25 protein-coding genes (1 of these 25 cut by a window edge) are annotated in these 25584 nt (G+C 70.5%); 14 read left to right on the top strand and 11 right to left on the bottom strand.

Going from position 1 to position 25584, the window contains the following annotated elements; all coding sequences use genetic code 11:
- Positions 1 to 39 precede the first annotated feature (39 nt).
- On the top strand, positions 40 to 2151 hold the full coding sequence (gene paaZ / locus DFI_RS11560) for a phenylacetic acid degradation bifunctional protein PaaZ (protein WP_027463406.1): 2112 nt from the start codon (positions 40 to 42) through the stop codon (positions 2149 to 2151).
- 54 nt (positions 2152 to 2205) lie between these two features.
- On the opposite strand, the gene DFI_RS11555 is transcribed toward paaZ, so the two are convergent.
- A complete protein-coding gene (locus DFI_RS11555; RefSeq protein ID WP_027463405.1) occupies positions 2206 to 2766 on the bottom strand; it encodes a hypothetical protein in 561 nt (186 codons plus the stop codon).
- Between the two features lie 267 nt (positions 2767 to 3033).
- Between DFI_RS11555 and DFI_RS11550 the strand changes: the two genes are divergently transcribed.
- On the top strand, positions 3034 to 4377 hold the full coding sequence (locus DFI_RS11550) for a lasso peptide biosynthesis B2 protein (RefSeq protein ID WP_043778574.1): 1344 nt from the start codon (positions 3034 to 3036) through the stop codon (positions 4375 to 4377).
- 12 nt (positions 4378 to 4389) lie between these two features.
- Here DFI_RS11550 and DFI_RS11545 read toward each other — a convergent pair whose 3' ends face one another.
- The 5 genes from DFI_RS11545 to DFI_RS11525 are packed head-to-tail and all read right to left on the bottom strand — an operon-like array spanning position 4390 to position 8579.
- Positions 4390 to 5382 (bottom strand): AAA family ATPase, encoded by a 993-nt coding sequence (locus tag DFI_RS11545; RefSeq protein WP_027463404.1) that lies wholly within the window; start codon positions 5380 to 5382, stop codon positions 4390 to 4392.
- Entirely contained in the window at positions 5375 to 5965 is a 591-nt protein-coding gene (locus DFI_RS11540) for a nicotinamide mononucleotide transporter family protein (protein WP_043778571.1), read from the bottom strand. The genes DFI_RS11545 and DFI_RS11540 overlap by 8 nt, the downstream gene beginning before the upstream one ends.
- Entirely contained in the window at positions 5965 to 6618 is a 654-nt protein-coding gene (locus DFI_RS11535; protein WP_027463402.1) for a hypothetical protein, read from the bottom strand. The genes DFI_RS11540 and DFI_RS11535 overlap by 1 nt, the downstream gene beginning before the upstream one ends.
- Position 6619: 1 nt before the next feature.
- On the bottom strand, positions 6620 to 8008 hold the full coding sequence (locus DFI_RS11530) for a nicotinate phosphoribosyltransferase (protein WP_027463401.1): 1389 nt from the start codon (positions 8006 to 8008) through the stop codon (positions 6620 to 6622).
- 13 nt (positions 8009 to 8021) lie between these two features.
- Positions 8022 to 8579, bottom strand: a complete 558-nt coding sequence (locus DFI_RS11525; protein WP_027463400.1) for a cyclin-dependent kinase inhibitor 3 family protein — start codon at positions 8577 to 8579, stop codon at positions 8022 to 8024.
- Between the two features lie 112 nt (positions 8580 to 8691).
- Between DFI_RS11525 and DFI_RS11520 the strand changes: the two genes are divergently transcribed.
- Entirely contained in the window at positions 8692 to 11184 is a 2493-nt protein-coding gene (locus tag DFI_RS11520; protein WP_027463399.1) for a G8 domain-containing protein, read from the top strand.
- Between the two features lie 43 nt (positions 11185 to 11227).
- Here DFI_RS11520 and DFI_RS11515 read toward each other — a convergent pair whose 3' ends face one another.
- From DFI_RS11515 to ptsP, 3 genes are read right to left on the bottom strand one after another with little or no spacing between them, the layout of a single operon-like run.
- Positions 11228 to 13039, bottom strand: coding sequence for a PTS fructose-like transporter subunit IIB (locus tag DFI_RS11515; protein ID WP_027463398.1), 1812 nt, complete (start codon positions 13037 to 13039; stop codon positions 11228 to 11230).
- Positions 13032 to 14012 (bottom strand): 1-phosphofructokinase, encoded by a 981-nt coding sequence (gene pfkB / locus DFI_RS11510; RefSeq protein ID WP_027463397.1) that lies wholly within the window; start codon positions 14010 to 14012, stop codon positions 13032 to 13034. The genes DFI_RS11515 and pfkB overlap by 8 nt, the downstream gene beginning before the upstream one ends.
- The gene (gene ptsP / locus DFI_RS11505; protein ID WP_027463396.1) at positions 14009 to 16495 is read right to left on the bottom strand and encodes a phosphoenolpyruvate--protein phosphotransferase; all 2487 of its coding nucleotides are present in this window, start codon (positions 16493 to 16495) and stop codon (positions 14009 to 14011) included. Before ptsP ends, pfkB begins: the two co-directional genes overlap by 4 nt.
- Positions 16496 to 16805: 310 nt before the next feature.
- Here ptsP and DFI_RS11500 point away from each other — a divergent pair, with 310 nt between their 5' ends.
- Together DFI_RS11500 and DFI_RS11495 are read left to right on the top strand one after the other, a co-directional pair.
- Complete coding sequence (locus tag DFI_RS11500; protein ID WP_027463395.1) at positions 16806 to 17603, top strand: DeoR/GlpR family DNA-binding transcription regulator; 798 nt, start codon at positions 16806 to 16808, stop codon at positions 17601 to 17603.
- A gap of 46 nt (positions 17604 to 17649) precedes the next feature.
- Positions 17650 to 18579: a DMT family transporter gene (locus tag DFI_RS11495; protein ID WP_043778566.1), complete on the top strand. Its 930-nt coding sequence runs from the start codon at positions 17650 to 17652 to the stop codon at positions 18577 to 18579.
- A 10-nt stretch (positions 18580 to 18589) separates the two neighbouring features.
- Here the strand turns inward: DFI_RS11495 and DFI_RS11490 are convergent, their stop codons facing one another.
- Positions 18590 to 19084 (bottom strand): hypothetical protein, encoded by a 495-nt coding sequence (locus DFI_RS11490; RefSeq protein ID WP_043778563.1) that lies wholly within the window; start codon positions 19082 to 19084, stop codon positions 18590 to 18592.
- 133 nt (positions 19085 to 19217) lie between these two features.
- Between DFI_RS11490 and DFI_RS11485 the strand changes: the two genes are divergently transcribed.
- The 7 genes from DFI_RS11485 (at position 19218) to DFI_RS11455 (ending at position 24400) form a co-directional block, all read left to right on the top strand.
- Positions 19218 to 19862 (top strand): response regulator transcription factor, encoded by a 645-nt coding sequence (locus DFI_RS11485; RefSeq protein WP_022801175.1) that lies wholly within the window; start codon positions 19218 to 19220, stop codon positions 19860 to 19862.
- The gene (locus tag DFI_RS11480; protein ID WP_244940269.1) at positions 19855 to 20118 is read left to right on the top strand and encodes a hypothetical protein; all 264 of its coding nucleotides are present in this window, start codon (positions 19855 to 19857) and stop codon (positions 20116 to 20118) included. Before DFI_RS11485 ends, DFI_RS11480 begins: the two co-directional genes overlap by 8 nt.
- Before the next feature lie 56 nt (positions 20119 to 20174).
- Positions 20175 to 21011, top strand: a complete 837-nt coding sequence (locus DFI_RS11475; protein ID WP_051307945.1) for a serine hydrolase — start codon at positions 20175 to 20177, stop codon at positions 21009 to 21011.
- 236 nt (positions 21012 to 21247) lie between these two features.
- Complete coding sequence (locus DFI_RS11470) at positions 21248 to 22105, top strand: c-type cytochrome (protein WP_022801178.1); 858 nt, start codon at positions 21248 to 21250, stop codon at positions 22103 to 22105.
- A 42-nt stretch (positions 22106 to 22147) separates the two neighbouring features.
- A complete protein-coding gene (locus DFI_RS11465; protein WP_022801179.1) occupies positions 22148 to 22819 on the top strand; it encodes a Rieske (2Fe-2S) protein in 672 nt (223 codons plus the stop codon).
- Entirely contained in the window at positions 22816 to 24132 is a 1317-nt protein-coding gene (locus DFI_RS11460) for a cytochrome b (RefSeq protein WP_022801180.1), read from the top strand. The genes DFI_RS11465 and DFI_RS11460 overlap by 4 nt, the downstream gene beginning before the upstream one ends.
- 73 nt (positions 24133 to 24205) lie before the next feature.
- On the top strand, positions 24206 to 24400 hold the full coding sequence (locus DFI_RS11455; protein WP_027463391.1) for a hypothetical protein: 195 nt from the start codon (positions 24206 to 24208) through the stop codon (positions 24398 to 24400).
- 60 nt (positions 24401 to 24460) lie between these two features.
- Here DFI_RS11455 and DFI_RS11450 read toward each other — a convergent pair whose 3' ends face one another.
- Positions 24461 to 24709: a hypothetical protein gene (locus DFI_RS11450; protein ID WP_027463390.1), complete on the bottom strand. Its 249-nt coding sequence runs from the start codon at positions 24707 to 24709 to the stop codon at positions 24461 to 24463.
- 161 nt (positions 24710 to 24870) lie between these two features.
- Here DFI_RS11450 and DFI_RS11445 point away from each other — a divergent pair, with 161 nt between their 5' ends.
- The gene (locus DFI_RS11445) at positions 24871 to 25293 is read left to right on the top strand and encodes a HesB/IscA family protein (RefSeq protein WP_027463389.1); all 423 of its coding nucleotides are present in this window, start codon (positions 24871 to 24873) and stop codon (positions 25291 to 25293) included.
- 82 nt (positions 25294 to 25375) lie between these two features.
- Positions 25376 to 25584: the 5' end (the start) of a crossover junction endodeoxyribonuclease RuvC gene (gene ruvC / locus DFI_RS11440; protein ID WP_022801184.1), read on the top strand. It continues 292 nt past the right edge of the window; only the first 209 of its 501 coding nucleotides appear in the window; it begins with the start codon at positions 25376 to 25378; its stop codon lies beyond the right edge, outside the window.

Here is a 25584-nt window from a genome sequence, read left to right as displayed (position 1 = left end):
CTGACCCCACCCCACCCCCGACTTCCGAGGTACTTCCTGATGACCCAACCTGAACTTCTTCGCCCCGCGTCCTACGTGTACGGCCAGTGGCACAGCAACCCCGAGGGCCAGACCCTGTACGACGCCGTGTACGGCCGGCCCGTCGCCGTGATCTCCAGCGAGGGCGTGGACTTCGCCCAGGCCCTCGCCTACGGGCGCGAGAAGGGCGCCGACCTGCGCCGCATGACCTTCCACGCCCGCGCCCGCGCCCTCAAGGCCCTCGGCAACTACCTGATGGAGCGCAAGGAGGCGTACTACGCCCTGAGCCTCCTGACCGGCGCCACCCGCCGCGACGGCTGGGTGGACATCGAGGGCGGCATCGGCACCATGTTCAGCTACAGCAGCATGGCCCGCCGCGAACTGCCGGACGAACGCTTCCTCCCGGAAGGCAAGGTGGAAATGCTCAGCAAGGGCGGCACCTTCATGGCCCGCCACCTGCTCGTGCCGCGTGAAGGCGTGGCCGTACAGATCAACGCCTACAACTTCCCGGTGTGGGGCATGCTGGAAAAATTCGCCCCGGCCTTCATCGCCGGCATGCCCACCCTGGTCAAGCCCGCCCCGCAGACCGCGTACCTCACCGAACGCGTGGTGCGCGACATCGTGGCGTCCGGCCTGATCCCCGAAGGCGCCCTGCAACTCGTGACCGGCGAGCCCGGCGACCTGCTGGACCACCTGCTCGAACAGGACATGGTGGCCTTCACGGGTTCTGCGGCGACGGCCCACAAGTTGAAGGTGCACCCCAACATCGTGGCGCGCAGCATTCCCTTCAACGCCGAGGCCGACAGCCTGAACGCCGCCGTGCTGGGCCTCAGCGTGAAACCCGAGGACCCCGAGTTCACGCTGTTCGTCAAGGAAGTCGCCCGCGAGATGACCGGCAAGGCCGGCCAGAAGTGCACCGCCATCCGCCGCCCCATCGTGCCCCGCGCGCACGTGGACGCCGTCATCGAGGCGCTGCGCAGGGAACTCGGCAAGATCACCCTGGGCGACCCCGCCCGCGACGACGTGCGCATGGGCGCCCTGGTCAGCGTGGACCAGCGCCAGCGCGTGCGCGAGACCCTGGAACAGTTCCGCGCCGAATCCGAAGTCGTGATCGGCGGCCAGGAAGCCGAGCTGCTGGGCGGCGACCGCGAAAAGGGCGCCTTCCTGGACCCCACCCTGCTGCTGTGCCGCGACCCGCTGAACGCCACCGCCGCACATGAACTCGAAGCCTTCGGGCCGGTGGCGACCCTGATGCCCTACGACACCCTCGAGGACGCCATCCGCCTCACCAAGATGGGCCGCGGGTCCCTGGCCGCCACCGTCGCCACGCACGACCGCGCCGAGGCCACCGAACTGGTCCTGGGCATGGCGAGCGCCCACGGCCGCATCCTGGTCCTGAACCGCGACGACGCCAAGGAAAGCACCGGGCACGGTAGCCCCCTGCCACAGCTGCTGCACGGCGGCCCCGGCCGCGCCGGCGGCGGCGCCGAGATGGCCGGCATCGCCGGCGTGAAGCACCACATGAACAAGGTCGCCGTGCAGGCCGACCCCACCACCCTCGCCGCCATCACCCGCGAACACATCCCCGGCGCCCAGGTCCGCGAGGACGTCGTCCACCCCTTCCGCAAAAACTTCGACGAGATCCAGGTCGGCGACAGCCTGCTCACGCACCGCCGCACCGTCACCGAGGCGGACATCGTGAACTTCGCCGGCCTGACCGGCGACCACTTCTACGCCCACGTGGACGAGATCGGCGCCAAGGAAGGCATCTTCGGCAAACGCGTGGCGCACGGGTACTTCCTGATCAGCGCCGCCGCCGGACAGTTCGTGAGCGCCGCGCCCGGCCCGGTCCTGGCGAACTACGGCCTGGAAAACCTGCGCTTCGTCGAGCCGGTCGGGATCGGCGACACCATCCGCACCCGCCTGACCTGCAAACGCAAGATCCGCAAGGACCTGCGCCCCGGCGAGAATCGCCCCACCGGCGTCGTCGAGTGGCACGCCGAGATCCGCAACCAGGACGACACGCTGGTCGCCACCTACGACATCCTCACCCTGGTGGAACGCGCCCGCGACGATTTCGACCCGCAGCCTGAACCTCAGGCCGCCGAGCAGACCGCCGAGGCCGAGGCCTGACCCCGGACAAGGACGGCGGGCGGCCCCCTCGGGGCCGCCCGCCGCCTTCTGCCGTCATCCCTTGCGGGTCTCGCAGACCTGCAACTCGATGACCGCCGGTTTCATCGCCGGCCCGTCGTCGGTCGCGGTGGGCGCGAAGGGGAACGGCCCGTTGAACTGCAGGTTCAGCTGCGCCGCCGCGCACAGCTGCGCCGGAACGGCCGTACCCGCCATCAGGTCCGGGCTGCGCCACGCCGTCTTCAGTACCGGGCGCGCCGCATCCAGGGGGAAGGCCAGCGTCTGCCGGGGGTTGCTCATGGACAGCGGCCGGTCGCTCTTCAGGGCGGGCAGCAGATGGCTGAACCCCGTTCCGAACGCCACGCGCGGCACGTCATAGGCCACGCGCGTGGTCGCGTAGGCATTCGCGCCGTCCCGAACGATCTGGAGCGTGAACGTCACCTTGCCACTCCCCCGGCCGTCCGGCGAGGTCACCGTCCGCGACTCGCTCACCGACGCCACCACCTTCAAGGCCGCCGTTCCCTTCCCGGACGGCACGGCCGGACCCGCCACCGCGGCGCCCCACAGGGGCAGCAGGGCCGTCAGGGTTAGAAGGGGGCGGGCAGGGGTGCGGGTCATCAGGGCTCCAGGGCAGGCGGGCTGCGTGTTGATTGTGCCGGTGCGGGCTGACGCGTCGGTGAGGAGAACGCCATCCCCTCTTGAGTCTGTCGTCAGGTCCGGGAAGGGGCGTCCAGCAGGGTCCCGGCACGCGCGGGGACGCCTCCAGTCATACCACCTGCGCCCATGTCGGATTGGTCCACCTGACCAGTGTGCCGGGCACCGGCCCCGCCGGCCCGGCCGCTACAGTGAAGGCACGATGACCGGCCCCGGCCCCCAGGACCCTCCGTGACCCCCATCACCCCGCCCGATCTGCTGCGCACCCTGATCACCGGCGACCCCGCCCAGCTGGGCCCCGCCGACCTGCCCCTAATTCGCGCCCTGAACCTCGGCGGGTACGCCTTCGCCCGCCTCCCACTCACGCACCCTCTCCGGGGCGACCTGCGTGCCGACCACATGAACCAGGCCCTGCGGCACGGCGTGATCCGCCGCGAACTGCGGGCGCTCCTGGCCGCCTGGACCGGCACGGGCATTCCCGTCATGCCCCTCAAGGGCTTCGCGCTGGCCGAATTCGAGTACGCCACGCCCGGCGAACGCTACTACGGCGACGTGGACCTTCTGATCCCCGACGACGCTGCCCTCACCGCCCGCGCTGTCAGGCTGGGCCAGCAACTCGGGTGGACCACCGACGACCATCACACCCGTCCGCGCCTGTGGACGCACGAGACCGCGCACCTCTACAGCCCCAGCGGGCACGTCCGCCTGGACCTGCACCGCTACCCAGTCGCCTGGCTGATCGGCTCCCGCGCCCAGGTGCAGGCCCTCACCCAGGCCCTGTGGGCGGACGCCCGGGTCCACGACTGGCAGGGCCTGCCGCTGCACCTGCCCGCCCCGGTGGACCGCGCCCTGATCGCCCTGATCCTGAACCGCAGCTGGGGTGGCGACCAGGGCGGCCTGAAACCCGCGGACTTCACCGATCTGCACACCCTGATGACCCGCCACGGCCTCACCGACGACCAGCTGGCCCACCGCGCCGCGCAGCTCGGCGCGAGCGGCACCTGGGCCGCCTTCCGGAGGGTCTGCCACCCCGGCCGGGAGGCCTACGGGTACGGCCCGCCGGACACGCGCGACACCCTGATGCGCGGCATCGACGCCGACGGAGCGAATACTGCCCGGCCCACCCGCGCCCGTGTGTGGCGCGACCGCTTTCTTACCCTGCCTGCCCTTCTGCCCTGGCTGCCGCGCACCTTGCCGGATGTCCTGAGCGCCCACCGGGCCTGGAGGACCCGTCAGGACCCGCGCGCCTTCCTGGAGGCGGGGCCCACTGCCCGGTACGCCGAGCCGTCCCCAATCACCGTTGAACACATTGTTGGCGCCGTCCGCTGGTGGACGCGGCTGCTGTACCCCCGGCAGTCCCGGGTGGGCGTATGCGTGCCGCGCGCCTACGCGACCAGCCGCGCCCTGCGGCGCTATGGATTTCCGGCCGTGTTCGTCAGTGGCGTGGCCCGCACCCCGGGCGGAATCACCGGGCATGCCTGGGTGGAAACGCCGCATGGTCCGCTGGAAAGCTACGGCGAACCCGATGCCGGGCAGCGCTTCCGGGAAACCTTCCGGCACCCTGCCCGGACCTGAACTTGAGGGCGGTCAGGGCGTCAGAGCTGCGCGCACCTGGGTGATCCTGGCCTCCACACTGCCGGACACCGGCTGGTACGGCACGCCGCGCGTGCCCAGGTCCTGACGGATGAACGCCTGCTGCACGGCGCGGACCTCGGTGCTGGCCCGCCAGCCGTCCTGCTCGTGCGGAAGGTCGGTGCCGCACAGGAAGGCGTGGGCGTACCGGTCCCGGCAGGCGTCGGCCAGGGCGTGCAGGTCCGGCAGGGCGGTGCCGGTCAGCAGGTAAGACCACATCAGGGTGGTCGCGGCGTTCGTATCACTGAACACCCAGCGGTGCACGCCCGGCGTCCGGGCGGCCTCGTCCTCCAGAGCGCGGTGGCCGAGCGCGATTTCCAGAAAGTGCTCCGGCGTGAGCAGGCCGTTCTCGCGTTCGTACACGTCCCGGCCGTACTCCCGCACCCAGGTGGTCCCGAAGGCCTCGCCGAGCGCCCGGGTCAGGGTGCTTTTCCCGGTGCTCTCGGCGCCCAGGAGCACAACCCGCTTCACGAAGTGCGCGTACACGGCCGGGTCCAGGAAGCCCCGGTGCGCGTGCACGTCCGCGCGCAGCTGCGTTCCGCTGACCGGCACGGCGGCCCGGGCCGCGTCCACCATCACGTGCGCTGCCCCGAGATCTTCGGCCAGGGCGTCCCCGTATGCCTCGGAGGTAAATACTGCGTCGGGCTGCACGCCCCAGCTGTCCAGCACCGTGCGCACGTACGCCCGGTGAACACCGTCCGGTTTGCCGTTCAGGGGAGGGTTGGGGGCGTCCGGCAGCAGCTGAAGCTGCGGGTACAGCCGCGCCGGGTACACCTCCCGCACCCAGCCGCGCCGCACCGGGGACGGCATGTCCGGGAAGTCCGGGCGGGAGTACACCCACACGCTCACCCGGTCGCACGCCGCCAGGGCCCGGTCCAGCACCAGCTGATGCCCGCGGTGGAAGGGCGCGAACTTCCCGATCACCAGCCCGTGCCGGAACTCAGGCAAGCGCCACCGCCCGCGCGTCGTCCCGCCGCCACGCCCGCCAGCCGACCACGCTCATGCCCGCCAGCACGAACTGCAGGGCGAACAGCACCCAGTACCCCGTCTGCCAGAACAGCACCGCCTGCACGGCGTTCACCACGATCCACACCGGCCACGACCACGCCCACTGCCGGGTCGTGCCGAAATTCGCCACCAGCGCCAGCGTCACCGCCGTGAACTGCACCCAGTTCCACCCGACCGTGAAATCCGTGACCGCCACCGTGTACGCGAAGATGCCCAGGCTGGCAGCCCAGGTCACGCCGTACCACAGCGGCTCGTTGAACCGGATCTCGCCCCGCGCGCGGCGGCGCTCCAGGTGCCACAGGTACAGCCCGTGAACGCCGAACAGCAGGTACGTCACCTGCAACCCGGCCAGCATCCATTGCCCGCCGCTGAGGAACAGCAGGAAGTAAGGCAGAAGCGACAGGTTCGACCAGTGCCAGTACGTGCTGGACTTCGACCACAGGTAGTACAGGCTGACCAGGACACAGAATCCGCCCGCAAGGTCCAGGACCAGCGGCGGAAGATTCACGCCGAACAGATTCATCAGAACTCTCCTTCCAGTTGACCCAGCGCCGCCACCTGCCGCGCCAGGCCCGTGAGTTTCCACGCGAAGCCGGGGCCGGAACGGGCTGGGGTGTCCCGCCACTCGCCGTCCCGGTCCGTGAGGGGTTCCTTCGACAGCAGCCCCAGTTGTTGCAGACCGAGCAGGGACGTCACGAACTCCTGACGAGACAGGCCCTGGACTGTGACCTGGGTATCTATAGGAACCAGAGAGGTGTACGGATCGATGGGATCGAGGATGCTGAAATACTCGACGAACACCCTCAACTCCCGGTCCGAGAGGCCCTCGATGATCCGCAGGGTCTGCGCCTTGTCCACCTGCGGCGTGGGAAAGCTCAGCGTGCAGCCCGCCAGCGCCCGCGCGATGAACCGCAGCTTGTCGTCGGACTCCGCGACCTCCGCCGCCCTCACGGCCTGCACCACGTTCGCCTGAAAGGCGTCCGAACGCAGGTACGCGTGGTCCACACGGTGAGCAAGGCGCTGGTTCACAAGCTGCAACTCGTCCCCCAGATGCTGTGCCAGCCGGGCCGCCTGCTTCTGATTCGCGTACGCGTACCAGCCCTGCAACGCCGCCGTCGGCAACCCCAGCGGCTCCAGCGTCTGCAACACGGGCAGGAGGGGTTCCAGGGCGTTCATGTCAGGCCCGCGCCCGGATGTCGTCCAGGGTGTCCCGGACAGTCAGTTCGCCGTCTTTGTACACGGTGCGCATGAGGCTGCCGGGGAAGTCGGTGTCGAAGGTGTAGTAGGCGCGGGTGGTCATGCGGCCGTCTTCCAGCACGAGGTCCAGCACGCCGTCCTTGCTGCGTTTGCCGGGGTCGGTGACGGGATCCTTGTAGATGCCGCGGTACGCGCCGTCGATGAGGCCGGCGCTGGCCTTGTACGCGAAGCGCTGGGTGTCGCGGTCCACTTTCTGGAGCAGGGCGCCGCCCATGCCGAATGCGACGTTCTCGGCGGAGAAGCCGTCGATGAGGAGGTTCTGGAGGATCTGGCGGATGGTGTCCTCGTTGATGCCGTCACCCTGGATGACGCGGACGTGGTTGAGGACCTGGTAGCCCTTCTTGTTCACGGTGGTGCCGTACTTGGCGGCGAGGGCCTTGACGGCGAGGCGGACCATGGCGGGGGGATCCCCACTGTCGGGGCGGACGACGAGGGTGGCGCCGCTCTCGATGACTTCTTTTTTCAGGGTTTCGCCCCAGTGGACGTTGATGGCATGTTTGAGGTCGTAGCTGTCGGACACGACGGCGTAGATGCCGCCGGGTTTGCCGAAGGTACGGACCATGTTGCGGTACGCCTCGACCTCGTGTTCCTTGCCCCAGGACGTGATGGTGCTGTGTTCGGCAGCGGGGATGCTGTACCCGGCAATGTCGGCGCCGTAGTGGTTGCGGGCGACGCGCAGGGCTTCGAGGGTGTCGCTGCCCTGGAAGTTCACGAGGTGCGCCAGGCCGCCCAGGCCGGCGCTTTCGCGGCTGCTGACGCCGCGGCTGCCGAAGTCGTGGAGTTTGAAGGGAAGTTCCTCGGCGGCGCGGTCGCTGGTCTTGTCCAGGGCTTCTTTGATGATTTCGCGGATGGCGTGGCTCTGGGTGCAGACGGTGGTGGGGTACCACACGCGCATCAGCATGGTCTCGAACCAGCCGACCAGCCAGGGGAGTTCCGGGTCGGTGTTCGTGCAGCTCATCAGGATGTTGTGGATGGGGACGTTCGTGCCTTCGGGCACGGCGCGGATTTCCAGGGGGAGCTTCCCGCCGTGGACGTTCACGACGCGCATCCAGCCGTCGTAGGGGAAGGGTTCGCCGTGCGCTTCGATCAGCGTGCGGGCTTCCTCGACCATCTCGGCAGTGACGCGGCGCGTGAGGTACTGGTCGAGGATGTACTGCAGCCCGAAAAAGCGGGTGGTGGGGTATTTGCCGCCGCGGGATTCGAGGTAGCTGAACAGCCGCGTGGTGCCTCCCGGGTACTGGAGGTAGTGGCTGCTCTTGTAGCTGTCGGTGTCGAGGATCAGGTTGTGGTCGGAGAGGGGGGCGGGCATGGCTGATTCTCCTTTACCGGGGGGCGGCCCGGGTGACGGTTTCGGCGTAGTGCTGCACGAACTGCGGCTGGCGGGCCTCCACGGCTTTCGGGCTGCGGCAGCGGCGCACGAGGGCGATGGCCTCTTCGGCAGTCATTCCGTCGTGGACCTGGAGGCAGGCGGCGAGCATGCCGCTGCGGCCCAGCCCGCCCAGGCAGTGGACGACCACCGTCTCCCCGGCGTTCAGGCGGGCGTGCAGGTCAAGAACCAGAGCGTGAAACGCGGCGGGGTCGCTGGGGACGTTCACGTCGGGGATGGGGAAGGGCGTGACGCTCAGTCCGGCGCGGGCGGCTTGCGGGTGGTAGTCGTGCATCTGCCAGCGGCGCATCTCGCCGGGTTCCATCAGGTTCACAAGGCGTGTCACGCCGGCGGCGCGGAGGGTGTGGAAGTCGGTGGCGAGGTCCCGGTCATGGTGCAGGTCGGTGCCGCGTCCCTTCTTGCCGGGAGCGATGGTGAGGCCGAGCCGGCCGGGCCAGCGGGGGAGAGGGTCTTCGATCCAGGCGACGTGCAGGGGGTTGTCGTGACTGTTCATGCGAACTCCTTCTCATAAAGTATTCCACACATAATGAGATCAATGAGTTAATGAAGCCTGGACCGTGGCATTTACGACGGACAGGCTGCCGCCACTCCTTTACCGTGTCTTCATGCGTCAGGCCCATCTTCGCTGCGCCCTGCCCCTCCTGACCGCGCTGCTTCTCAGCGGCTGCACGGACGGTAGTGCCCCCCCCTCCGCCCCCACGGCGCCCGGCACGCCCGCCCCCACCACCCCGGCCACCCAGTCCGCAAACTGGAGCGACCCCGCCACCTGGGGCGGCACGCTCCCCGCCGCCGGCGCGGACGTGACCCTGCCCGCCGGCAAACGCGTGGTGCTGGACGTCAGTCCGCCCGCCCTGGGAGGCCTGACCATCCCCGCCGGCAGCGCCCTGGAATTCGGCCGCCAGGACCTCACCCTCAGCGCCGAGTGGCTCATGGTGCACGGCGAACTGCGCATCGGCACGGAAGCCCGTCCCTTCACGCAGCACGCCCGCATCACCCTGACCGACGCCCGCCCCGGCGAGGACGTGATGGGCATGGGTGACCGCGTGATCGCCGTGATGGACGGCACCCTGGAACTGCACGGCGCGCCCCGCCTCCCCTGGACCCGCCTGTCCCAGACCGCGCCGGCCGGCAGCAGCACCCTGACGCTGGAGGCCGCGCCCGACTGGGTGGGCGGTGACACCCTGACCCTCGCCACCACCGACTTCAACGCCGCGCAGACCGAACAGGTCGTCGTGCAGCGCGTCAGCGGAAACACCGTCACCCTCGCCACACCACTGAAGTACACGCACTGGGCGCAGGACACCACCCACGCCGGCCTCACCCTGTCCGAACGCGCCGAGGTGGGCCTGCTGACCCGCAACATCGTGATCGCCGCCAGCGAGGACGCCAGCGCCACCGGCCTGGGCGCCAACACCATGGTCATGGGCCGAAGCGAGGCGCGCGTGCAGGGCGTGGAATTCACCCGCGTGGGCCAGCGCGGCGTCCTGCGCCGCTACCCCATGCACTTCCACCAGCTGGGCAGCCAGCCGAACTCGTACTTCCGGAGCAACAGCGTGCACGCCAGCTTCAACCGCTGCGTCACCGTGCACGGCACCCGCGACCTGCGCGTGCAGGACAACGTCACCTACAACACCCTGGGCCACTGCATCTTCCTGGAAGACGGCGACGAGACCGGCACCACCATCACCGGCAACCTCGTCACCCTGGTCCGCCGCCCCGACAGCAAGAAAGGCGAGACGGCCCTGCTGCCCAGCGACGCGCGCGCCGCCGCGTACTGGATCACCAACCCCGCCAACACCGTCAGCGGGAACGTCGCCGCCGGCGTGCAGGGCGTGGGCTTCTGGTACGCCCTGCCCGAACACCCCACCGGCCTGGGCGCCGCGCACGGCGCCGACATCTGGCCCCGCCGCACCCCGCTCGGCACCTTCGATCGCAACGTCGCGCACGGCACCGACCGCGGCCTGGACGTGGACAACGGCCCCCGCCCGGACGGCACCACACAAGCCACCTGGTACGCGCCCGTAACCACGCCCGCCGACCCGAAATCCGCGCCGGTGCCGGCCCACTTCACGCGCCTGACCGCGTACAAGAACCGTGACCACGGCGCGTGGCTGCGCGGCCAGGACCTCACCCTGAGCGGCAGCGTGCTCGCCGACAACGGCGTGGGCGTCACCTTCGCCGCCCACCGCAGCGGCCTGGACGGCGGCCTGCTGCTCGGCGAGACCGCCAACCTGGGCCAGCCGGAGAGCTGGGAGGCCACAGGCGAGGGCGGCCGCAGCCTGCCGCGCCCCTGGGACGCCAGCTTCCCCATCCGCGGCTTCCAGTTCTACGACGGGCTGGTCACCGTGCGGGGCACCGCCCTGGGCGCCTTCACGCCCAACGCCGTCCGGCCCGCCAGCGGCCTGGGCTACCTGACCGCGAACGCCTTCGCCCTCAACCCCCAGAACGCTGCGAGCGGCCTCACGTGGCTGGACGGCAGCGCCCGCGTGTACCTGCCCGCCCCGAAACCCGACAAGGACGGCGACAAGGCCGCCACCTTCCGCGATGCAGACGGCACCGTCACCGGCACGGCCGGCCTGACCGTGACCGGCAGCGCCCTGCTCAGGGGTGCGCCGGACTGCACCTTTGACGCCGCCTGGAATGCCGGCGTGTGCGCCGGCGAGTATGCCCGGCTGTGGCTGGAGGACGTGCAGGGCGGAAAGATCGGCCCGGTGCTCACCACGAACGCCCGCGGCGACGCGGTCTCCCTGACCGGCACCCCGGACGCCTTCAAGAGCTTTTCCACCACCGTCCGGCTCGGCGAGGCGTACGCGGCCACGCCCACGGGGGCCAGCACGCACCTGCGCCTGGGCTTCACCGACCGCCGCCCCGGCGACACCCTCACCCTGACGCTGCCGGCCGCCACCGAACCCGCCCTGTACCGCGACTGGTGGGTGGACGAACGCAACCGTCTGAAAAAAGTGGCCCTGGGCAGTCTGGGCGCCACCACCGGCGACAGCTACGCCTGGGAGAACGGCCAGCTCACCCTGAAACTCGTGGTGAAGGCCGGCGCCACCTCGGCCACCGTGGACGTCTGCACGACCGCGCTGTGTAAGTAGGCGGCGGGGACTTCGGCCCCCGCCGCTTGCCTTCTTTCCTCGTTCAGTCGGCGGCCACGGCGTCCTGCACCACCGGCGCGACCTCCTGTTCCACGGGGCGTTTCAGGACGCCCAGCAGCACCGTGCTGACCAGCGTGCCGGCCAGGATCGCCACGACGTACATGGGCAGGTTCGTCACCGCGCCCGGAATGGCGAGCACGAAGATCCCGCCGTGCGGCGCGCGCAGCAGGCACCCGGCCGCCATGCTGATTGCCCCGGCGACCGCCGACCCGGCCATCAGGGACGGAATCACGCGCAGCGGATCACGGGCCGCGAACGGAATGGCGCCTTCCGTGATGAAGCTGATGCCCAGCACCCCGGCGGCCTTGCCGGCCTCGCGTTCGTCGGCGGTGAAGCGGTTCTTGAACAGCAGCGTCGCCAGGAACAGCGCGATGGGGGGCGTCATGCCGGCCGCCATGGCTGCGGCGATCGGGCCGTACACCTTCGAGTCGATCAGGCCGGTGCTGAAGGTGTACGCGGCCTTGTTGATGGGCCCGCCCATGTCGAAGGCCATCATGCCGCCCAGCACGGCGCCCAGCAGGCCCGCGCTGGTGTTGCCCAGGCTGTTCAGCCAGTTCGTGGCGGCGGTCAGGGCGGCCGAGACCGGCTGGCCGATCACGAAGATCATCAGCAGGCCCGTGACCAGCGTGCCCAGCAGCGGCAGCAGCAGCGTGGGCTTCAGACCTTCCAGGGTGCGGGGCAGTTTCAGGCTGCGGTTGAGCCAGCGGGTGAAGTACCCGGCGATGAACCCCGCGAGGATCCCCCCCAGGAAACCGCTGCCGGTGGCGATGGCCATCATGCCGCCCACCAGGCCCGGCGCCAGCCCGGGCCGGTCCGCGATGGAGAACGCGATGAACCCGGCCAGGACCGGCACGAACAGCCCGAACGCGCCGCTGCCCCCACCGATCTTCATCAGCGCCTGCGCGAACGGCCCCTCGGCGTTGATGCCGCCGAACGCGAACGCCAGCGCGATCAGCAGGCCGCCCGCGACAACCAGCGGCAGCATGTGCGACACGCCGGTCATCAGGTGCTTGTAGAAGCTGGGCACCCCGGCGTTCTTCGCGGCCTTCGCGGCCGCGGCGTCCGCCACGTAATCCCCGCTGCCGGCCGCCGTCCCCGCGCCCGCGGCGCCGTACACGCCGGCCTCGCTCAGGGCCGTGCGCACCACCGCCGCGCCGTCCTTGATGGCGGGTTTCGTGCCGGTCTGGTACACGCGCTTCCCAGCGAAGCGGGCGAGATCCACGTTCGTGTCGGCGGCGATGATCACCACGTCCGCCTCCGCGATGTCCTGCGCGCTCAGCGGGTTTCCGGCGCCCACGCTGCCCTGCGTCTCCACCTTCACCCGGTACCCGAGGCTCTTCGCGCCGCCCTCCAGGCCCTCGGCGGCCATGAAGGTGTGCGCGATGCCGGTGGGGCAGGAGGTGACGCCCACCACGCTCAGCGGACGGTCCCCGGCGGCGCCCCGGGCCGGGGTGGCCTGGGCTGGCGTGGCCGGCGCCGCCGGGGTGACGGGCGCGCCGCCGGTCGCCTGCGCGATCAGGGCCGGGGCATTCCGGATCGCGTCGTTCGTGCCGGCGCGGACGATGGGTTTCCCGGCGAAGCGCGCCTCGTCCACGGCGACGTCCGCGGCGAGAATCACGGCGTCGGCCGCGGCGATCTCCGCGGCGCTCAGGGCGTCCTGGGCACCCACGCTGCCCTGCGTCTCCACGCGCAGGACGTGCCCGGCGGCCTGCGCGGCGCGGCGCAGCGCCTCGGCGGCCATGAAGGTGTGGGCGATGCCGGTGGGGCAGGCGGTAACGGCGACCAGATTAGCCATGCTGAAACTCCTTGTTCTCGGAGAGAAGGGTGACTTCGACCTGCGCGGTCAGGGTGTCCAGTTCGGCGCGGGGCGGCAGGTGCGCGCCCAGGCGGGTGATGGTGCCCACGCTGAAGCCCGTGGCGCGGCGCGCGGCGTCCGGCAGGCTCAGGCCGTCCAGGTGCGCGCTGACCAGCCCGGCGACCATCGCGTCCCCCGCGCCGACGGTGGACACGACCGGCACGCGCGGCGGGCGGGCGCGCACGGTGGCGGCGCGGCTGACCAGCAGCGCCCCCTGCTCCCCACGGGAGACGGCGACCACGTCCGCGCCCCGGCCCAGCAGGTCGTGCGCGGCGGCCAGCAGGGCGTCCTCGGTGGGCAGGTCGCGGCCAAGCGCGGCGGCGAGTTCATGCTCGTTCGGTTTGATCAGGTTCGGCAGGACCGGGGCGGCCAGCACGGCACTCAGGGCTGCGCCGCTGGTGTCCACCGCCACGAAGCGCCCCGCCGCCCGCAGCCGCTCCACCCAGCGGACGTACACGTCGGCGTCCACGCCGGGCGGGAGACTCCCCGCCAGCACGAACGCGCCGTGATCGGCGCTCAGCTCGTCCAGGCGGGCGTCCAGGGCAGCCAGGTCCTGCGGTGTGGCGGTCAGGCCGGGCAGGTTGATGTCGGTGGTCTCCTGCGCGGCCGGGTCCACCAGCTTCACGCCCACCCGGGTGGGGCCGGGCACGCGCAGGAACGCGTCGCGGATGCCCTTGTCGCGCAGCAGCGTCTCGAACCGTTCCGGGTTCTCGTCACCGAGGAGACCGGTGGCGGTCACGCCCTCGCCCTGGCCGGCCCGGAGGTCCGCGAGGATGCTGGCGACGTTCACGCCCTTCCCCCCGGCGGCCAGGTGCATGCCCTGCCCGGCGTTCACCTGCCCGCGCTGCCAGCCGGCGGCGTGCACGGTGAGGTCCAGGGCGGGGTTCAGGGTGACGGTCACCACGCCGGTCATGCCCGGCCCCCGGCCCGCACGAGGTCCCGCACGGCCTGCGCGTCCGGCTGCGCCAGGGCCCGCGCGGCCAGCTCGCGCAGGTCCGCCATGCGGTGGGCGCGCAGCGCGGCCTTCACGCCCGGCACCTGCGGCGTGCTGACCGACAGTTCCTTCACGCCCAGCCCGGTCAGGACCAGCGCGCCCACCTCGTCCCCGGCGGCGCCGCCGCACACGCCCACCCACCTGCCGTGCGCTTCGGCGGCGTCCACGGTGAGGGCGATGAGTTTCAGCACGGCGGGGTGCATGGCGTCGGTCTGGCGGGCCAGCTGCGGGTGCAGGCGGTCCATCGCCAGGGTGTACTGCGTCAGGTCGTTGGTGCCCACGCTGAAGAAGTCCACATCCTTCGCCAGTTCACCGGCGATCAGGGCGGCCGACGGCACCTCGATCATCACGCCCAGCGGAATGCGGGGGGCGCCCACGTCCTCACGCACGCTGTCCAGGATGGCGCGGGCGCGGCGGAAGTCCTCCAGGGTGCTGATCATGGGGAACATCAGGTGCACGTTCGGGTGGTCCTTCGCCACGCGGGCCACGGCGCGCAGCTGCGGCAGGAACAGGTCCGGCCGCTCGAAGCACAGCCGGATCCCGCGCAGGCCCAGGAAGGAGTTGTCCTCGCGGGCCAGGCCCAGGTACGGCACCTCCTTGTCCCCGCCGATGTCCAGCGTGCGGATGATCAGCGGACGGTCCCCGAGCGCGGCGGCCATGGCGCGGTACTCGGCTTCCTGCTCGGCCTCGCCCGGCACGCTGTCGCGTTCCAGGAACAGGAACTCGGTGCGCATCAGGCCCACGCCCTCGGCGCCGGCGTCCAGGGCCTGCGCGGCGTCGGCGGCGCGGTTGATGTTCGCGGCCACCTCCACCCGCACGCCGTCCGCGGTGGCGCCCGGCTGGTGGCGGGCGGCGCGGGCGGCCTCGCGCTGCTCGTGCAGCACCGCCTGCCGCTCGCGGGCGCTCTGCACGTCGGCGTCGGTGGGGTTCAGGTACAGGCGCCCGGCCTGCCCGTCCAGGATGGCGGGCGTGCCGTCCGGCACGTCCAGCAGCCCGCTACCCGCGGCGACCACGGCCGGCAGGCCCAGGCCGCGGGCGATGATCGCGGTGTGGCTGGTCGGGCCGCCCTGCGCGGTCACGAAGCCCAGCAGCGAGTCCGGGCCCAGGCGGGCGGTGTCGCTGGGCGTCAGGTCCGGCGCGAGCAGGATCACCGGCCCGGCCGCCTGGGGCGCACTGTCCTCGTGGATGCCCAGCAGGTGGCGCAGCACGCGGCGCTGCACGTCGCTGAGGTCCACGGCCCGGCCGGCCAGCGTGGGGTCGTCCAGCTTCTGCAGCTGCGCGATGCGGCCCTCGGTGGCCTGCCGGTATGCCCAGGCGGCGCCGTGCCCGTCCAGCACGTGCGCCACGGCGTCCTGCACGGTGCCCTCGTCGGCCAGCAGTTCGGCGTGCGCGCGGAAGATCGCGGCCTTGTCCGCCCCGAACCTGGCGCCCACGTCCGCGATCACGTCCTCCAGTTCGGCCGCGGCGGCCTTCAGCGCGGCGTCCAGTTTCGCGGCGTTCTCCACCGGGTCGCCCGGCTCATCCCTCACCTCGATGGCTTTCGGGGCGTGCTGGCGGGTCAGGCCCACGACCAGCCCGTCGGCGGCAGGCACACCTTCCACCATGGCGCCGATCTGCGCGGGCACCCAGTCCGGGTCGCGGTGGGCGGCGGGCGTGGCGGCTCCGGCGCTCAGGTCGTCGCCCAGGCCTGCGCGGATGGCGTCGGTGACGGCGCGCAGGGTGGCCTCGTCGTCACTGCTGACGGTGAAGGTCGTGCCGCGCGTGAGTCCCAGGGCGAGGACCTCCATCATGCGGGTGGCGTTGGCGCTCTCGCCGTTCTCACGGCTCAGGCGCACCTGCGCGCCGCGGCCCTTCACCAGGTTCGCCAGGGCGGTCGCGGGCCGGGCGTGCATGCCCAGCGGGTTGGGCAGCGTGACCTGCGCGGTGTGGGCGAGGGCCGGGGTGGCGGGTGCGGCCGGCGTGGGGGTGCTGGCCTGCCCGGTCAGGGCCCGCTGGAGCTCGGCGGGGTCGCTGGTGGTGGAGAGCCGCTCGACCAGGGCGTCGTCGGCCAGCACGCGGGTCAGGCGCCGCAGGAGGTCCAGGTGCTCGTCGCTGGCCGCGGCGATGCCCACGACCAGCCGCACGGTCTCGCCACCCTCGCCCCAGGCGACCCCCTGGGGAAGTTGCAGCACGGCGATGCCGGTCTGGCGGATCAGGTGGCGGGTGTCGGGGGTGCCGTGGGGAATGGCGATGCCGCTGCCCAGGTAGGTGTTCGCCTGGGTTTCTCGGTCCAGCATGCCCTGCAGGTAGGCGGGGTCGGTGTAGCCGTGGGTGGCGAGCAGGCCGGCGACCTGGGTGATGGCGTCGTTCTTGCTGTGGGCGGTGGCGTTCAGGCGGATCAGTTGGGCTGGAAGCTCTTGCATTCCTCTCCTCTCCCGACGGAGCGGGGTCAGGCGCGTTGGGCCCGGACGCGCCGGACTGAGCAGATCCTGACGAATCCTGAGCAATTTTGATTGATAAAGATCATATGCTCACGAGTGGGCCACTGCAAGAGGCCCTCCTTCATTCAACCCGGAGTGTTTCAGGCACGTTCGCGGCGACAGATGGAAGTAATACGTCGTGCCAGACTGCTTCTGTTGACACTGCTTGGATCGGGTCCACTCCACCTGCCGTCATTCCGCCTGTGAGCAGAACTGAGCAAATACGCGTGAAGCTGCACTATCATGAGCAGCAATGACCGCCCCCCTCGCCGAGGAACGCCTGGAACGCATCCTGCACCTGCTGGCTGAACGCGGCCCGCAGCGCACCACCGCCCTCACCGAGGCGCTGGGCGTGAGCGGCGCCACCACCCGCCGCGACCTCGACACCCTCGCCGGTCGCGGCCTGATCCGCAAGGTCCACGGCGGCGCCGCCCTCGCCACCCCCACCCCCGCCGAGCACCAGGACCAGCAGTACCGCGACCGCCAACAGCAGCAGCCGGACGCCAAGACCCGGCTCGCGCGGGCCGCGCTGGGCCTCCTCACGCCCGGCATGACCCTGTACCTGGACGCCGGCACCACCGCCCGCGCCGTCGCGCAGGCCCTCCGGCGCACCCCGCAGCTCACCCGCACGCTGCGGGTGGTCACGCACGGCCTGGACGTCGCGTACGAGCTGAACGGCGAGTGTCCCCTGTACGTGGTGGGTGGCGAGGTGTACGGCAGCACTTACAGCCTCACCGGCCCGGACGCGCTGGACACCGTGCGCCGCTACCGGTACGACCTGTTCCTGGTGGGCTGCACCAGCATCGACGCGGCACCCCCCGGCCCGCCTGCCCTGACCAACAGCAACCTCGTGGAAGCGCAACTGAAAACGGCCATCCTGGACCGCGCCCGGCACGCCGCCCTGATCGCGGACCACAGCAAGTGGGGCCATCCGGGGTTCGCCACCTTCGCGCACGCCGGGGACCTCAGCCACTGGGTGACGGACGCCGCCCCGGACGAGGCCCGCGCGGCCTTCACGGCGGCCGGCGTGCGGGTCGTCACGCCTGCCTGACTGGGCTGGACGCCGCGCCGGTGCGCCGCCCGTAGAATTGCTCCTCATGACGTCCCTGACCCCCCACACGCGCGGCCTTCTCCTGCTGATTCTGGTCACGGCCGTGTGGGGCAGCACCTTCGCGGTCGTCAAGGAACTCGGGGCGCTGCTGGACCCGGCCGAACTGATCGCGTGGCGCTTCACGGTGGCGGCCGTGGCGCTGCTGCCGGTGCTGGCCCTGAGTCGCCGCCGGGCTCCGGTGTCGCCGCGGCCGCCCCGCCGCGACCTGTGGCGGGACGGCCTGCTGATCGGCGCGTGGCTGGTCGCCGGGTACGGCACGCAGACCATCGCGCTGCAGACCACCAGCGCCAACCGCGCGGCGTTCTTCACGGCGCTCAGCGTGGTGCTGGTCCCGGTGTGGCTGGTGTTCGCGCAGCGCCGTCGCATGCCCGCCGCGCTGTGGGTGGCGCTGCCGCTGGCGGTGCTGGGCCTGGGCCTGCTGTCCTGGGAAGGCGGGGCGTTCGTGGCCGGGGACGCCTGGGCGCTGGCCTGCGCGGTCACGTACGCGGCCTTCATCATCGCGCTGGAGCAGGTGGCGCCCCGGCACGCGGCGCTGCCGTTCACGTTCGCGCAGCTGATCGTGGTGGCGGTTCTCGCCTGGGCGTGGGCGCTCGTGCAGGGCGGCGTGACGGTCCCCCCGGCCGCCGCCTGGGGTCCGCTGCTGTACCTGGGCGTGATCGCCACGGCCGCCACCACCCTGATGCAGACGGTGGGCCAGAAGACCGTCACCGCCGCCGAGGCCAGCCTGATCTACGCGCTGGAGCCGGTCACGGCCACGCTGTTCAGCTTCCTGCTGATCGGTGAGCGGGTGGGGCTGCGCGGCGCGCTGGGCGGGGCGCTGGTCGTGGTCGCCACCGTGCTCAGCCAGCGGGCCGACGCGGCGCCCCACCCGGAACTGCCGGCCCCGCAGCCCGGCACCGAGGACCTGACCGGCTGACCCGGCGGGGTCAGTTGCGGCGGGAGGTGTTCGCCTGGTCGGGCACCAGCAGCGTTTTCAGGAAGGAGTCGGCGTTCCACAGCGCCTGGAACTGCGCGTTCAGGGCCGAGTCGCGCACCGCGTCGTACAGCGCGGGCGGCAGGCTCGCCGACGGGTAGGAGGCCGTGCGGCCCTGCGGGGTGACGCGGTAGTCCATCGGGAAGCCCAGCGTGATGGCCGCGACGACCGCGCCGCCCAGCAGGAAGCCGCCGAGCGCGCCGGCCGCGAGGTGCAGCGGCGTTTCCAGCGGGGAGGCCACGAAGCGCTGCGCGGCCAGGGCCACGCCCAGGCCCAGCGCGCCGGCCAGGATCAGGTTCAGCCAGGGGTGCCCGCTCACCGAGTTCAGCAGCAGGCAGATCGCCAGCCCGCCCAGGCCCCAGATCAGGCCGGACAGGCCCCGCCGGACGCCCAGGGCGGTCAGGGCGGCCCAGAGGGTCACGAGCAGCGCGTCGAACCAGGTGATCACGCCCCGCAGTGTACCGTCCGCCTGTGGGGTGCGGGGGCGCCGCCCCCGTTCGGGTGCGGGGTGTGGCCTTTGCCGCGAAGCGCCGCGCTCCCGTGACCGGAGCCGGGCCGCGGTCTGCTTTACACTGCGGGGCATGATTCGTGTGCTGCTTGTGGATGACCACGCCCTGTTCCGTCAGGGCATCCGGAGCCTGCTGGAGTCCGAGGGCATGCGCGTGATCGGGGAGGCGTCCAACGGCCGCGAGGCGATCCGCTACGCCGCCGACACGCACCCGGACGTGATCCTGATGGACATCCAGATGCCAGAACTCGACGGCGTGAAGGCCACGCAGAGCATCCTGGAGATCGACCCGAAGGCCAAGGTCATCATGATCACCATGTACCGCCAGGACCGGTACGTGTTCGAGGCCGTCAAGGCCGGCGCCCGCGGGTACATCCTCAAGGACGCCGACGCCGCCACGCTGCTGGACGCCATCAACCGCGTCGCGTCCGGCGAGGCGCTGCTGGACGCCGACATGGCCCAGAACGTCCTGGACGACTTCCGCGACAAGCGCGAGGAACTGCCCAGCGAGAAACACGCCGACCTGAACGAGCGCGAGACCATGATCCTGAAACTGCTTGCGCAGGGCTTCTCCAACCAGGACATCGCCCTGCGCCTGGACATCAGCGAGAAGACCGTACGCAACCGCCTGTCGGAGATCTTCACGAAACTGCAGCTGAACAACCGCACGCAGGCGGCGCTGTACGCCATCCGCGAGGGCATCGCCAACCTTGAATAAACCCCGCAAGGGTGCCGCCAACGTGCGGGTGGCCCCGCCGGCCGCCGGCCCGGTCACCTTCCGGGCCGGGTGCGCCCGAGAGTGGAGCATCCCCAGCCAGGAACCGGACCTGGCGTACACCGAGCAGGCCTTCCCGGAGTGCCCCACCTGCCTGCACCGCGTGGAACCGGAAGGCGGCCCGCCCTTCTGCACGCTGCGGCCGGTGGGCACCGCGCACCCCTTCGCGGCCCTGGCGGGCCTGGACCTGCCCGAGTGACGGTAGAGCAGCCGGTGGGCCCCCCGGGCACCGCGGAGCTCTCGGCATTCCTGGCGATGCTGCACGCCAGCGGCTTCGCGGGCGAGGTGGCGCTGCACGTCACGGACCTGGGGGGCCGGGTGCTGTGCTCGCACCAGCCGGACGAGGCGTTCCCGGCGGCCAGCACCATCAAGGTGCCGCTGCTGGTACAGGCGTTGCAGGAGGCGCAGGCGGGCCGGTTGGACCTGACCGGCCGCGTGACCCTGGGCGCCGCAGACCGCGTGCCGGGCTCCGGGGTGCTGCACGACCTGCTGCCGGGCCTGAACCTGGCGTGGCAGGACGTCCTGACCTTGATGATCGTGGTGAGCGACAACACCGCCACGAACCTCGTGATCGGGAGGCTGGGCGTGGACGCCGTGAACGCCTGGCTGGCCGCTCAGGGCCTGAGCGGCACCCGGCTGGTCGGGAAGCTGCAGCTGCCGCCGGAGCAGCAGAACGAGGCGCAGCGGCGCGGGGCGCGCAACCGCACCACCGCCCGCGATCAGGCGGCCCTGCTGGGCGCCCTGGTGCGCGGCGAACTGCTGGACCCGGCACACACGCGGCTGGCGCTGGACATCCTGGAACGCCAGCAGCTGCGGGACCTGATCGGCCGGCGCGTGCCCGCGGACGAGGCGGGGGAGCCGCTGTACCGCCTGGGCAGCAAGAGCGGGGAACTGCGCGGCGTGCACCATGACGTCGGGATTCTGCACACGCCGCGGCCGCTGGTGGTGGCGTGCCTGTCGCGGGGCGGCACGGACCCGCGCGAACACCCGGAGAACCGGGACGTGCTGCGCCTGGCCGACGCCCTGTGGCCGGTCCTGAAGGCGCTGGGGGAACCGCCGCGCCGGCCGGGCCGGGGCGGCCGCACCCGCTAGACCCCCGGCCTCTGCTGGACGCAGTCCGGGGTCCAGGGACATTTAACCGCTCGGTCAGGGTGCAGGATAGAGACTGCCAGAGTGTGACCATTCCGGGAGGAATTGGCCTCTGGGCGCGGTCCTGGCCGTGCTATGCTGGCCCTGATTCGGCCGCTCTCAAGAAGAATTTCCCGGGTTGGTCCGATGCGCAACCGGGCGAAGGAAGGCCACTTCACGCGTGAGGGAGAATAGGTAACGTGGAAAGAAACGACGCAGTCATGCCTCTGGTCGCCCTACTGGTGGCCGCCATCATGGGGACGATCATGCTGTTCCTGTTCAACAAGGAAACGGCGCCGGAACCCGTGGTGATTGACCCGGCCGTGGTCGCCAACATCAGCAAGGAGTACCCCACGGTCGGGAAGGCCGTGTTCACCGCGAACTGCGCCGGGTGCCACGGCGCCGAAGGCCAGGGCGGCGCGGGCCCCAAACTCGCCGGCAACGAGAAGATCGTCAAGGACCCGGTGTACGTGCACACCATCGTTACCAACGGCAAGGGCGGCATGCCGGCCTTCCCCAACCTCAAGGACAACGAGGTGTACGCCGTGGCGAACTACGTGCTGCACTCCTGGGGCAACGACATCGAAGAACCCCTGACGCCCGCCCAGGTCGCCGAAGGCCAGGGCAAGGCCGACCCCGAAGCCCTGAAAAACCGCAGCCGCTTCGTGCCCGAGGACCTCAAACTCCCGGAAATCTGGCTGGGCAGCTTCCTGATGGTCCTGCTCACCTACGGCATCATCGGCCTGTACAGCGTCTGGGCCGAAGGCAAGGAACTGCACCCCGGCGTGCACAAGGTCCGCGCCACCCCGCTCGCGATGCTCGGCATGGCCGTCACGACTGCCGTGACCCTGATCTACAGCTTCCTGTTCGTCCGCCAGATGAACATCGACTTCCAGGGCTGGGCCGCCAAGGAACAGGTCATGCCCGACGTTGCCCGCGAGGGCTTCTACGCCGCCATGATCATCTTCGGCATCGCCGGGTCGCTGGCGCTGTACAAGAAGTTCTTCATGGACGGCGAAGTGCTCGTCGAGGACGCCAGCGGCGAGTTCCCCTGGTAAGCGGCCCCCGCCCCACCGCACAGAATTTAGGGAGAGAGTGAAGTGACCCGTTACAAACGCGAAGATCCGGAACTGACGCGCCGCAAGTTCATCAACGTGGCGCTGGGCGCCAGTGCCGCCGTCGGCACCGTCAGCCTGCTGAGCACCCTGGGCGGCGCGAACCCCGTGTTCCGCCTCACGCCCAAGAAAGCCCCCCCGATGCCCGGGGACGTCCTGGTGCACGCTGCCGGCGAGAAGGCCGGGCAGCCCGTCACCGAAGCCGACCTGAGCGATCAGGTCACCCGCGCCTGGCCGATGGGCAAGGACGCCACCGGCGCGCCCGTCATCCGGGACGGCGACCCCACCAGCATCCTGGCAATCTTCAAGTTCCCGGAAGGTGAACTGAAGGCCCCTACCAACCTGGACGCCACCGTGAACGGCCAGATCGTGGCGTACGGCGACCGCTGCACGCACGCCGGCTGTAACGTGGACAACGGCACGGCCCCCAGCGGCAAGAGCATCATGAACTGCCCGTGCCACTCCGGGCAGTACGAGCCCCGCGAAGGCTGCAAGGTCATCGGCGGACCGCCCCCCGCCCCCCTGCCCCAGCTGCCCGTGAAGATCGAGGGCGGCCAGCTGGTCGCCACCGGGTTCTTCCTCACCCGCCCGTTCGGGTACCCCAGTGACGAGGAATGGCAGCATTACACCGAGAAGGTGAAGGAGCTGTTGTCATGAACCAGTGGCTCGACGAACGCCTGCACATCAGCCGCCTGAACGACAAGTTCCTGCGCAAGGCCTTTCCTGTTCACCACAGCTTCTTCCTGGGTGAGATCACCCTGTTCAGCCTGATCATCCTGATCCTGACCGGCATCCTGCTGGCGCTCTCCTACGAGCCCAGCAACAGCCTGGTGCTGAACTCCTTCGATCCGGGCACCGCGGACAAACCCAACCTGATCCCGGCCGCCTACCACAGCGCGCTGAAAATCAACGCGATGCCCTTCGGGGACATGCTGCGCCGCGTGCACCACTGGTGCGCGAACATCATGGTCGCGTCCGCGATCATTCACATGATGCGCGTGTACTTCACGGGCGCGTTCAAGAAACCCCGCGAGATCAACTGGTGGATCGGGCTGCTGCTGCTGATCTTCAGCGCCCTGACCGCCGTGACCGGCTACATCCTCCCCTACGACAACTACGCCTACCAGACCCTGGGCGTCGTGTACGCCATCACCAAGTCCGTCCCCTGGGTCGGCGACTGGCTGGCGCAGGCCGCCTTCGCCGGGAACTACCCCGGTGAGCAGGTCATCCCCCGCATCTACGGTTACCACATCATGCTGCTCCCCATGATCCTGCTCGCCACCACCGGCGCGCACATGCTGATCATGGTCAAGCAGAAGCACACCCAGCCCGGCTACGCCAAGCGCCTCGCGTACAAGAAGATCGTGGGCGTGCCGCTCAGCACCCAGCAGACCCCGATCATGATCCTGCTGGCTCTGCTGTTCGCCGGCATCGTGCTGTTCTTCAGCGCCTTCGTGCCCGTACACCCGGTGGAGTTCTTCGGGCCGCCTGACCCCACCCCGATCGCCAACATCAAGCCCGACTGGTACCTGCTGTGGATCTTCGGCGCCCTGGCGATCATTCCCGGCTTCGAGTTCGAGCTGCTGGGCGGGCACATCACCGCCGAGTTCGTGGGCGCCATGGTCTTCCCGGCCATCCCGATCGGCCTGCTGTTCCTGGTGCCGCTGCTGGACCGCACCCGCGAGTACATGTACTACGCGGAAAACCCCACCGATCACCCCCGCCGGCTCGCCTGGGGCGTCGCCTTCCTGGTGTTCATGCTGGTCCTGTCGCTTGCCGGCTACAAGCCCGAACTGATCGCTTCCGGCATGCTCACCAGCGGGAACGCCAACGCGGTGCTGTGGATCCTGGTGTTCGTGCTGCCTGCCGTCGCGTTCTTCGTGACCAAGGCCATCGTGCGCGGCATTGCCCGCATGAACACCCGGGAGCGCACCGTCGGCGCCCCCCAGGTGACGCACTCGCACGACTGAGCTTTCCTTTCTTACGGTGCCCCGGCCTTCTGGCTTGGGGCACCGCTCTTTGTGCTCCGGGTACGCTGGGCGGATGGATGACCTGGCACTCGCCCTGGCCCGGGAGGCCCGGCGCCTGAACCTCACGGCGCTGGACCTGGACACCGCCGACCCGGACGCTCTGCACAGGCTGGCCCACGTGGTCCTGACCGAACTGGCCGCTCGGGGCCTGCTGCCCGGCGAGGAAGAGGTCGGCTGCCATGCCGCGCCACGATCCGGCGCGCATTGAGATTCATCAGCAGAAAAGGACCGCCGCACCCGGGCGGGGCGGCGATCCGTGTGAAGTGGCTCAGGCCTGGACGGTGGTGGGGCGCAGGAAGGACACCTCGGGGCTGCCCTGGCGGCTGCCGGCGGCGTAGCCGACCTGCGCGCCGAGCTGCCAGGCGATTTTCAGCATGAACAGGATGGCCTCGCGGTCGCCCTGGTCCATCAGCTTCTGCAGGTGCTCGGGCAGACCGTCGGGCAGCGGCATGGCCTTGAGCTGCTCGCCGTACTCCGCCCGGAGCTGCTCGAACCATTCGGCGTACGCGTTCGTCATGCCTCAATCTTAACAGCACGGCACTCAAGGAATGTAATACCCGCTGCGCCCTGGGAGTCCGGAAATCATGCCCTGGCCGCCCGGCACAACCGCGGTGAAGAACCCGTGCAGAGACAACCGTAGACACTTTTCTGTTACCCGAATGGTGTTACGCTTCACGCATGACCGCGATCACCACTCCCGAACCCCAGGGCGTGACCCCCACCCCTGAGATCACCATCAGCGAATTCGGCGCCCAGAAGGCCCTGGGCATCCTGGAACAGAGCGGCAAGGACAACGCCGGCGTGCGCGTGTTCATCAAGAGCGGCGGCTGCAGCGGCTACCAGTACGGCATGGCCATCGACGACCGCGAACTCGACGGCGACCTGATCGTCCACCACCGCGGCGTGAAACTCCTCGTGGACCCCATGAGCCTGCCCCTGCTGCGCGGCAGCGAAGTGGACTTCGTGGAGAACATGATGGGTGGCGGCTTTACCGTGCACAACCCCAACGCCACCTCCAACTGCGGCTGCGGCCACTCCTTCCGCACCGACGGCGCCCAGTCCCCCGACGGGGAAGGCAGCGGCGGCTGCGGCAGCGCCTGACCCCCCAACCCACCCGAAGAACCCCGACTGGGCCGGCGCGAACACGCCGGCCCGGCCCTTTGGGTGGCGTATGCTGGGCGGCATGATCGTTCTGGGCATCGACCCTGGCCTGGCAAACCTGGGCATCGGACTCGTCGAAGGCGACGTCCGCAAGGCCCGTCACCTGCACCACGTCTGCCTGACCACCGAGAGCGCCTGGCTGATGCCCCGCCGCCTGCAGTACATCCACGAGGAAGTCAGCCGCCTGATCGCCGAGTACCAGCCGGACGCCGTGGCCATCGAGGACCAGAT

Origin of the sequence: Deinococcus ficus (assembly GCF_003444775.1) — a bacterium.
Lineage (GTDB): Bacteria > Deinococcota > Deinococci > Deinococcales > Deinococcaceae > Deinococcus > Deinococcus ficus.
The sequence above is the reverse complement of the archived record's forward strand: the minus strand, read 5'-3'. Positions and strand labels throughout refer to the sequence as shown.

Bases quoted from the DNA above. Each gene is read 5' to 3' on its own strand.
- DFI_RS11540 (WP_043778571.1), bottom strand. From the start codon at position 5,965: ATGAATCTGTTCGGCGTGAATCTTCCGCCGCTGGTCCTGGACCTTGCG.
- DFI_RS11450 (WP_027463390.1), bottom strand. From the start codon at position 24,709: ATGACGAACGCGTACGCCGAATGGTTCGAGCAGCTCCGGGCGGAGTAC.
- DFI_RS11555 (WP_027463405.1), bottom strand. From the start codon at position 2,766: ATGACCCGCACCCCTGCCCGCCCCCTTCTAACCCTGACGGCCCTGCTG.
- DFI_RS11460 (WP_022801180.1), top strand. From the start codon at position 22,816: ATGAACCAGTGGCTCGACGAACGCCTGCACATCAGCCGCCTGAACGAC.
- DFI_RS11520 (WP_027463399.1), top strand. From the start codon at position 8,692: ATGCGTCAGGCCCATCTTCGCTGCGCCCTGCCCCTCCTGACCGCGCTG.
- DFI_RS11525 (WP_027463400.1), bottom strand. From the start codon at position 8,579: ATGAACAGTCACGACAACCCCCTGCACGTCGCCTGGATCGAAGACCCT.
- paaZ (WP_027463406.1), top strand. From the start codon at position 40: ATGACCCAACCTGAACTTCTTCGCCCCGCGTCCTACGTGTACGGCCAG.
- DFI_RS11485 (WP_022801175.1), top strand. From the start codon at position 19,218: ATGATTCGTGTGCTGCTTGTGGATGACCACGCCCTGTTCCGTCAGGGC.
- DFI_RS11495 (WP_043778566.1), top strand. From the start codon at position 17,650: ATGACGTCCCTGACCCCCCACACGCGCGGCCTTCTCCTGCTGATTCTG.
- DFI_RS11455 (WP_027463391.1), top strand. From the start codon at position 24,206: ATGGATGACCTGGCACTCGCCCTGGCCCGGGAGGCCCGGCGCCTGAAC.
- DFI_RS11500 (WP_027463395.1), top strand. From the start codon at position 16,806: ATGACCGCCCCCCTCGCCGAGGAACGCCTGGAACGCATCCTGCACCTG.
- pfkB (WP_027463397.1), bottom strand. From the start codon at position 14,012: ATGACCGGCGTGGTGACCGTCACCCTGAACCCCGCCCTGGACCTCACC.
- ptsP (WP_027463396.1), bottom strand. From the start codon at position 16,495: ATGCAAGAGCTTCCAGCCCAACTGATCCGCCTGAACGCCACCGCCCAC.
- DFI_RS11530 (WP_027463401.1), bottom strand. From the start codon at position 8,008: ATGCCCGCCCCCCTCTCCGACCACAACCTGATCCTCGACACCGACAGC.
- DFI_RS11515 (WP_027463398.1), bottom strand. From the start codon at position 13,039: ATGGCTAATCTGGTCGCCGTTACCGCCTGCCCCACCGGCATCGCCCAC.
- DFI_RS11475 (WP_051307945.1), top strand. From the start codon at position 20,175: ATGCTGCACGCCAGCGGCTTCGCGGGCGAGGTGGCGCTGCACGTCACG.
- DFI_RS11445 (WP_027463389.1), top strand. From the start codon at position 24,871: ATGACCGCGATCACCACTCCCGAACCCCAGGGCGTGACCCCCACCCCT.
- DFI_RS11535 (WP_027463402.1), bottom strand. From the start codon at position 6,618: ATGAACGCCCTGGAACCCCTCCTGCCCGTGTTGCAGACGCTGGAGCCG.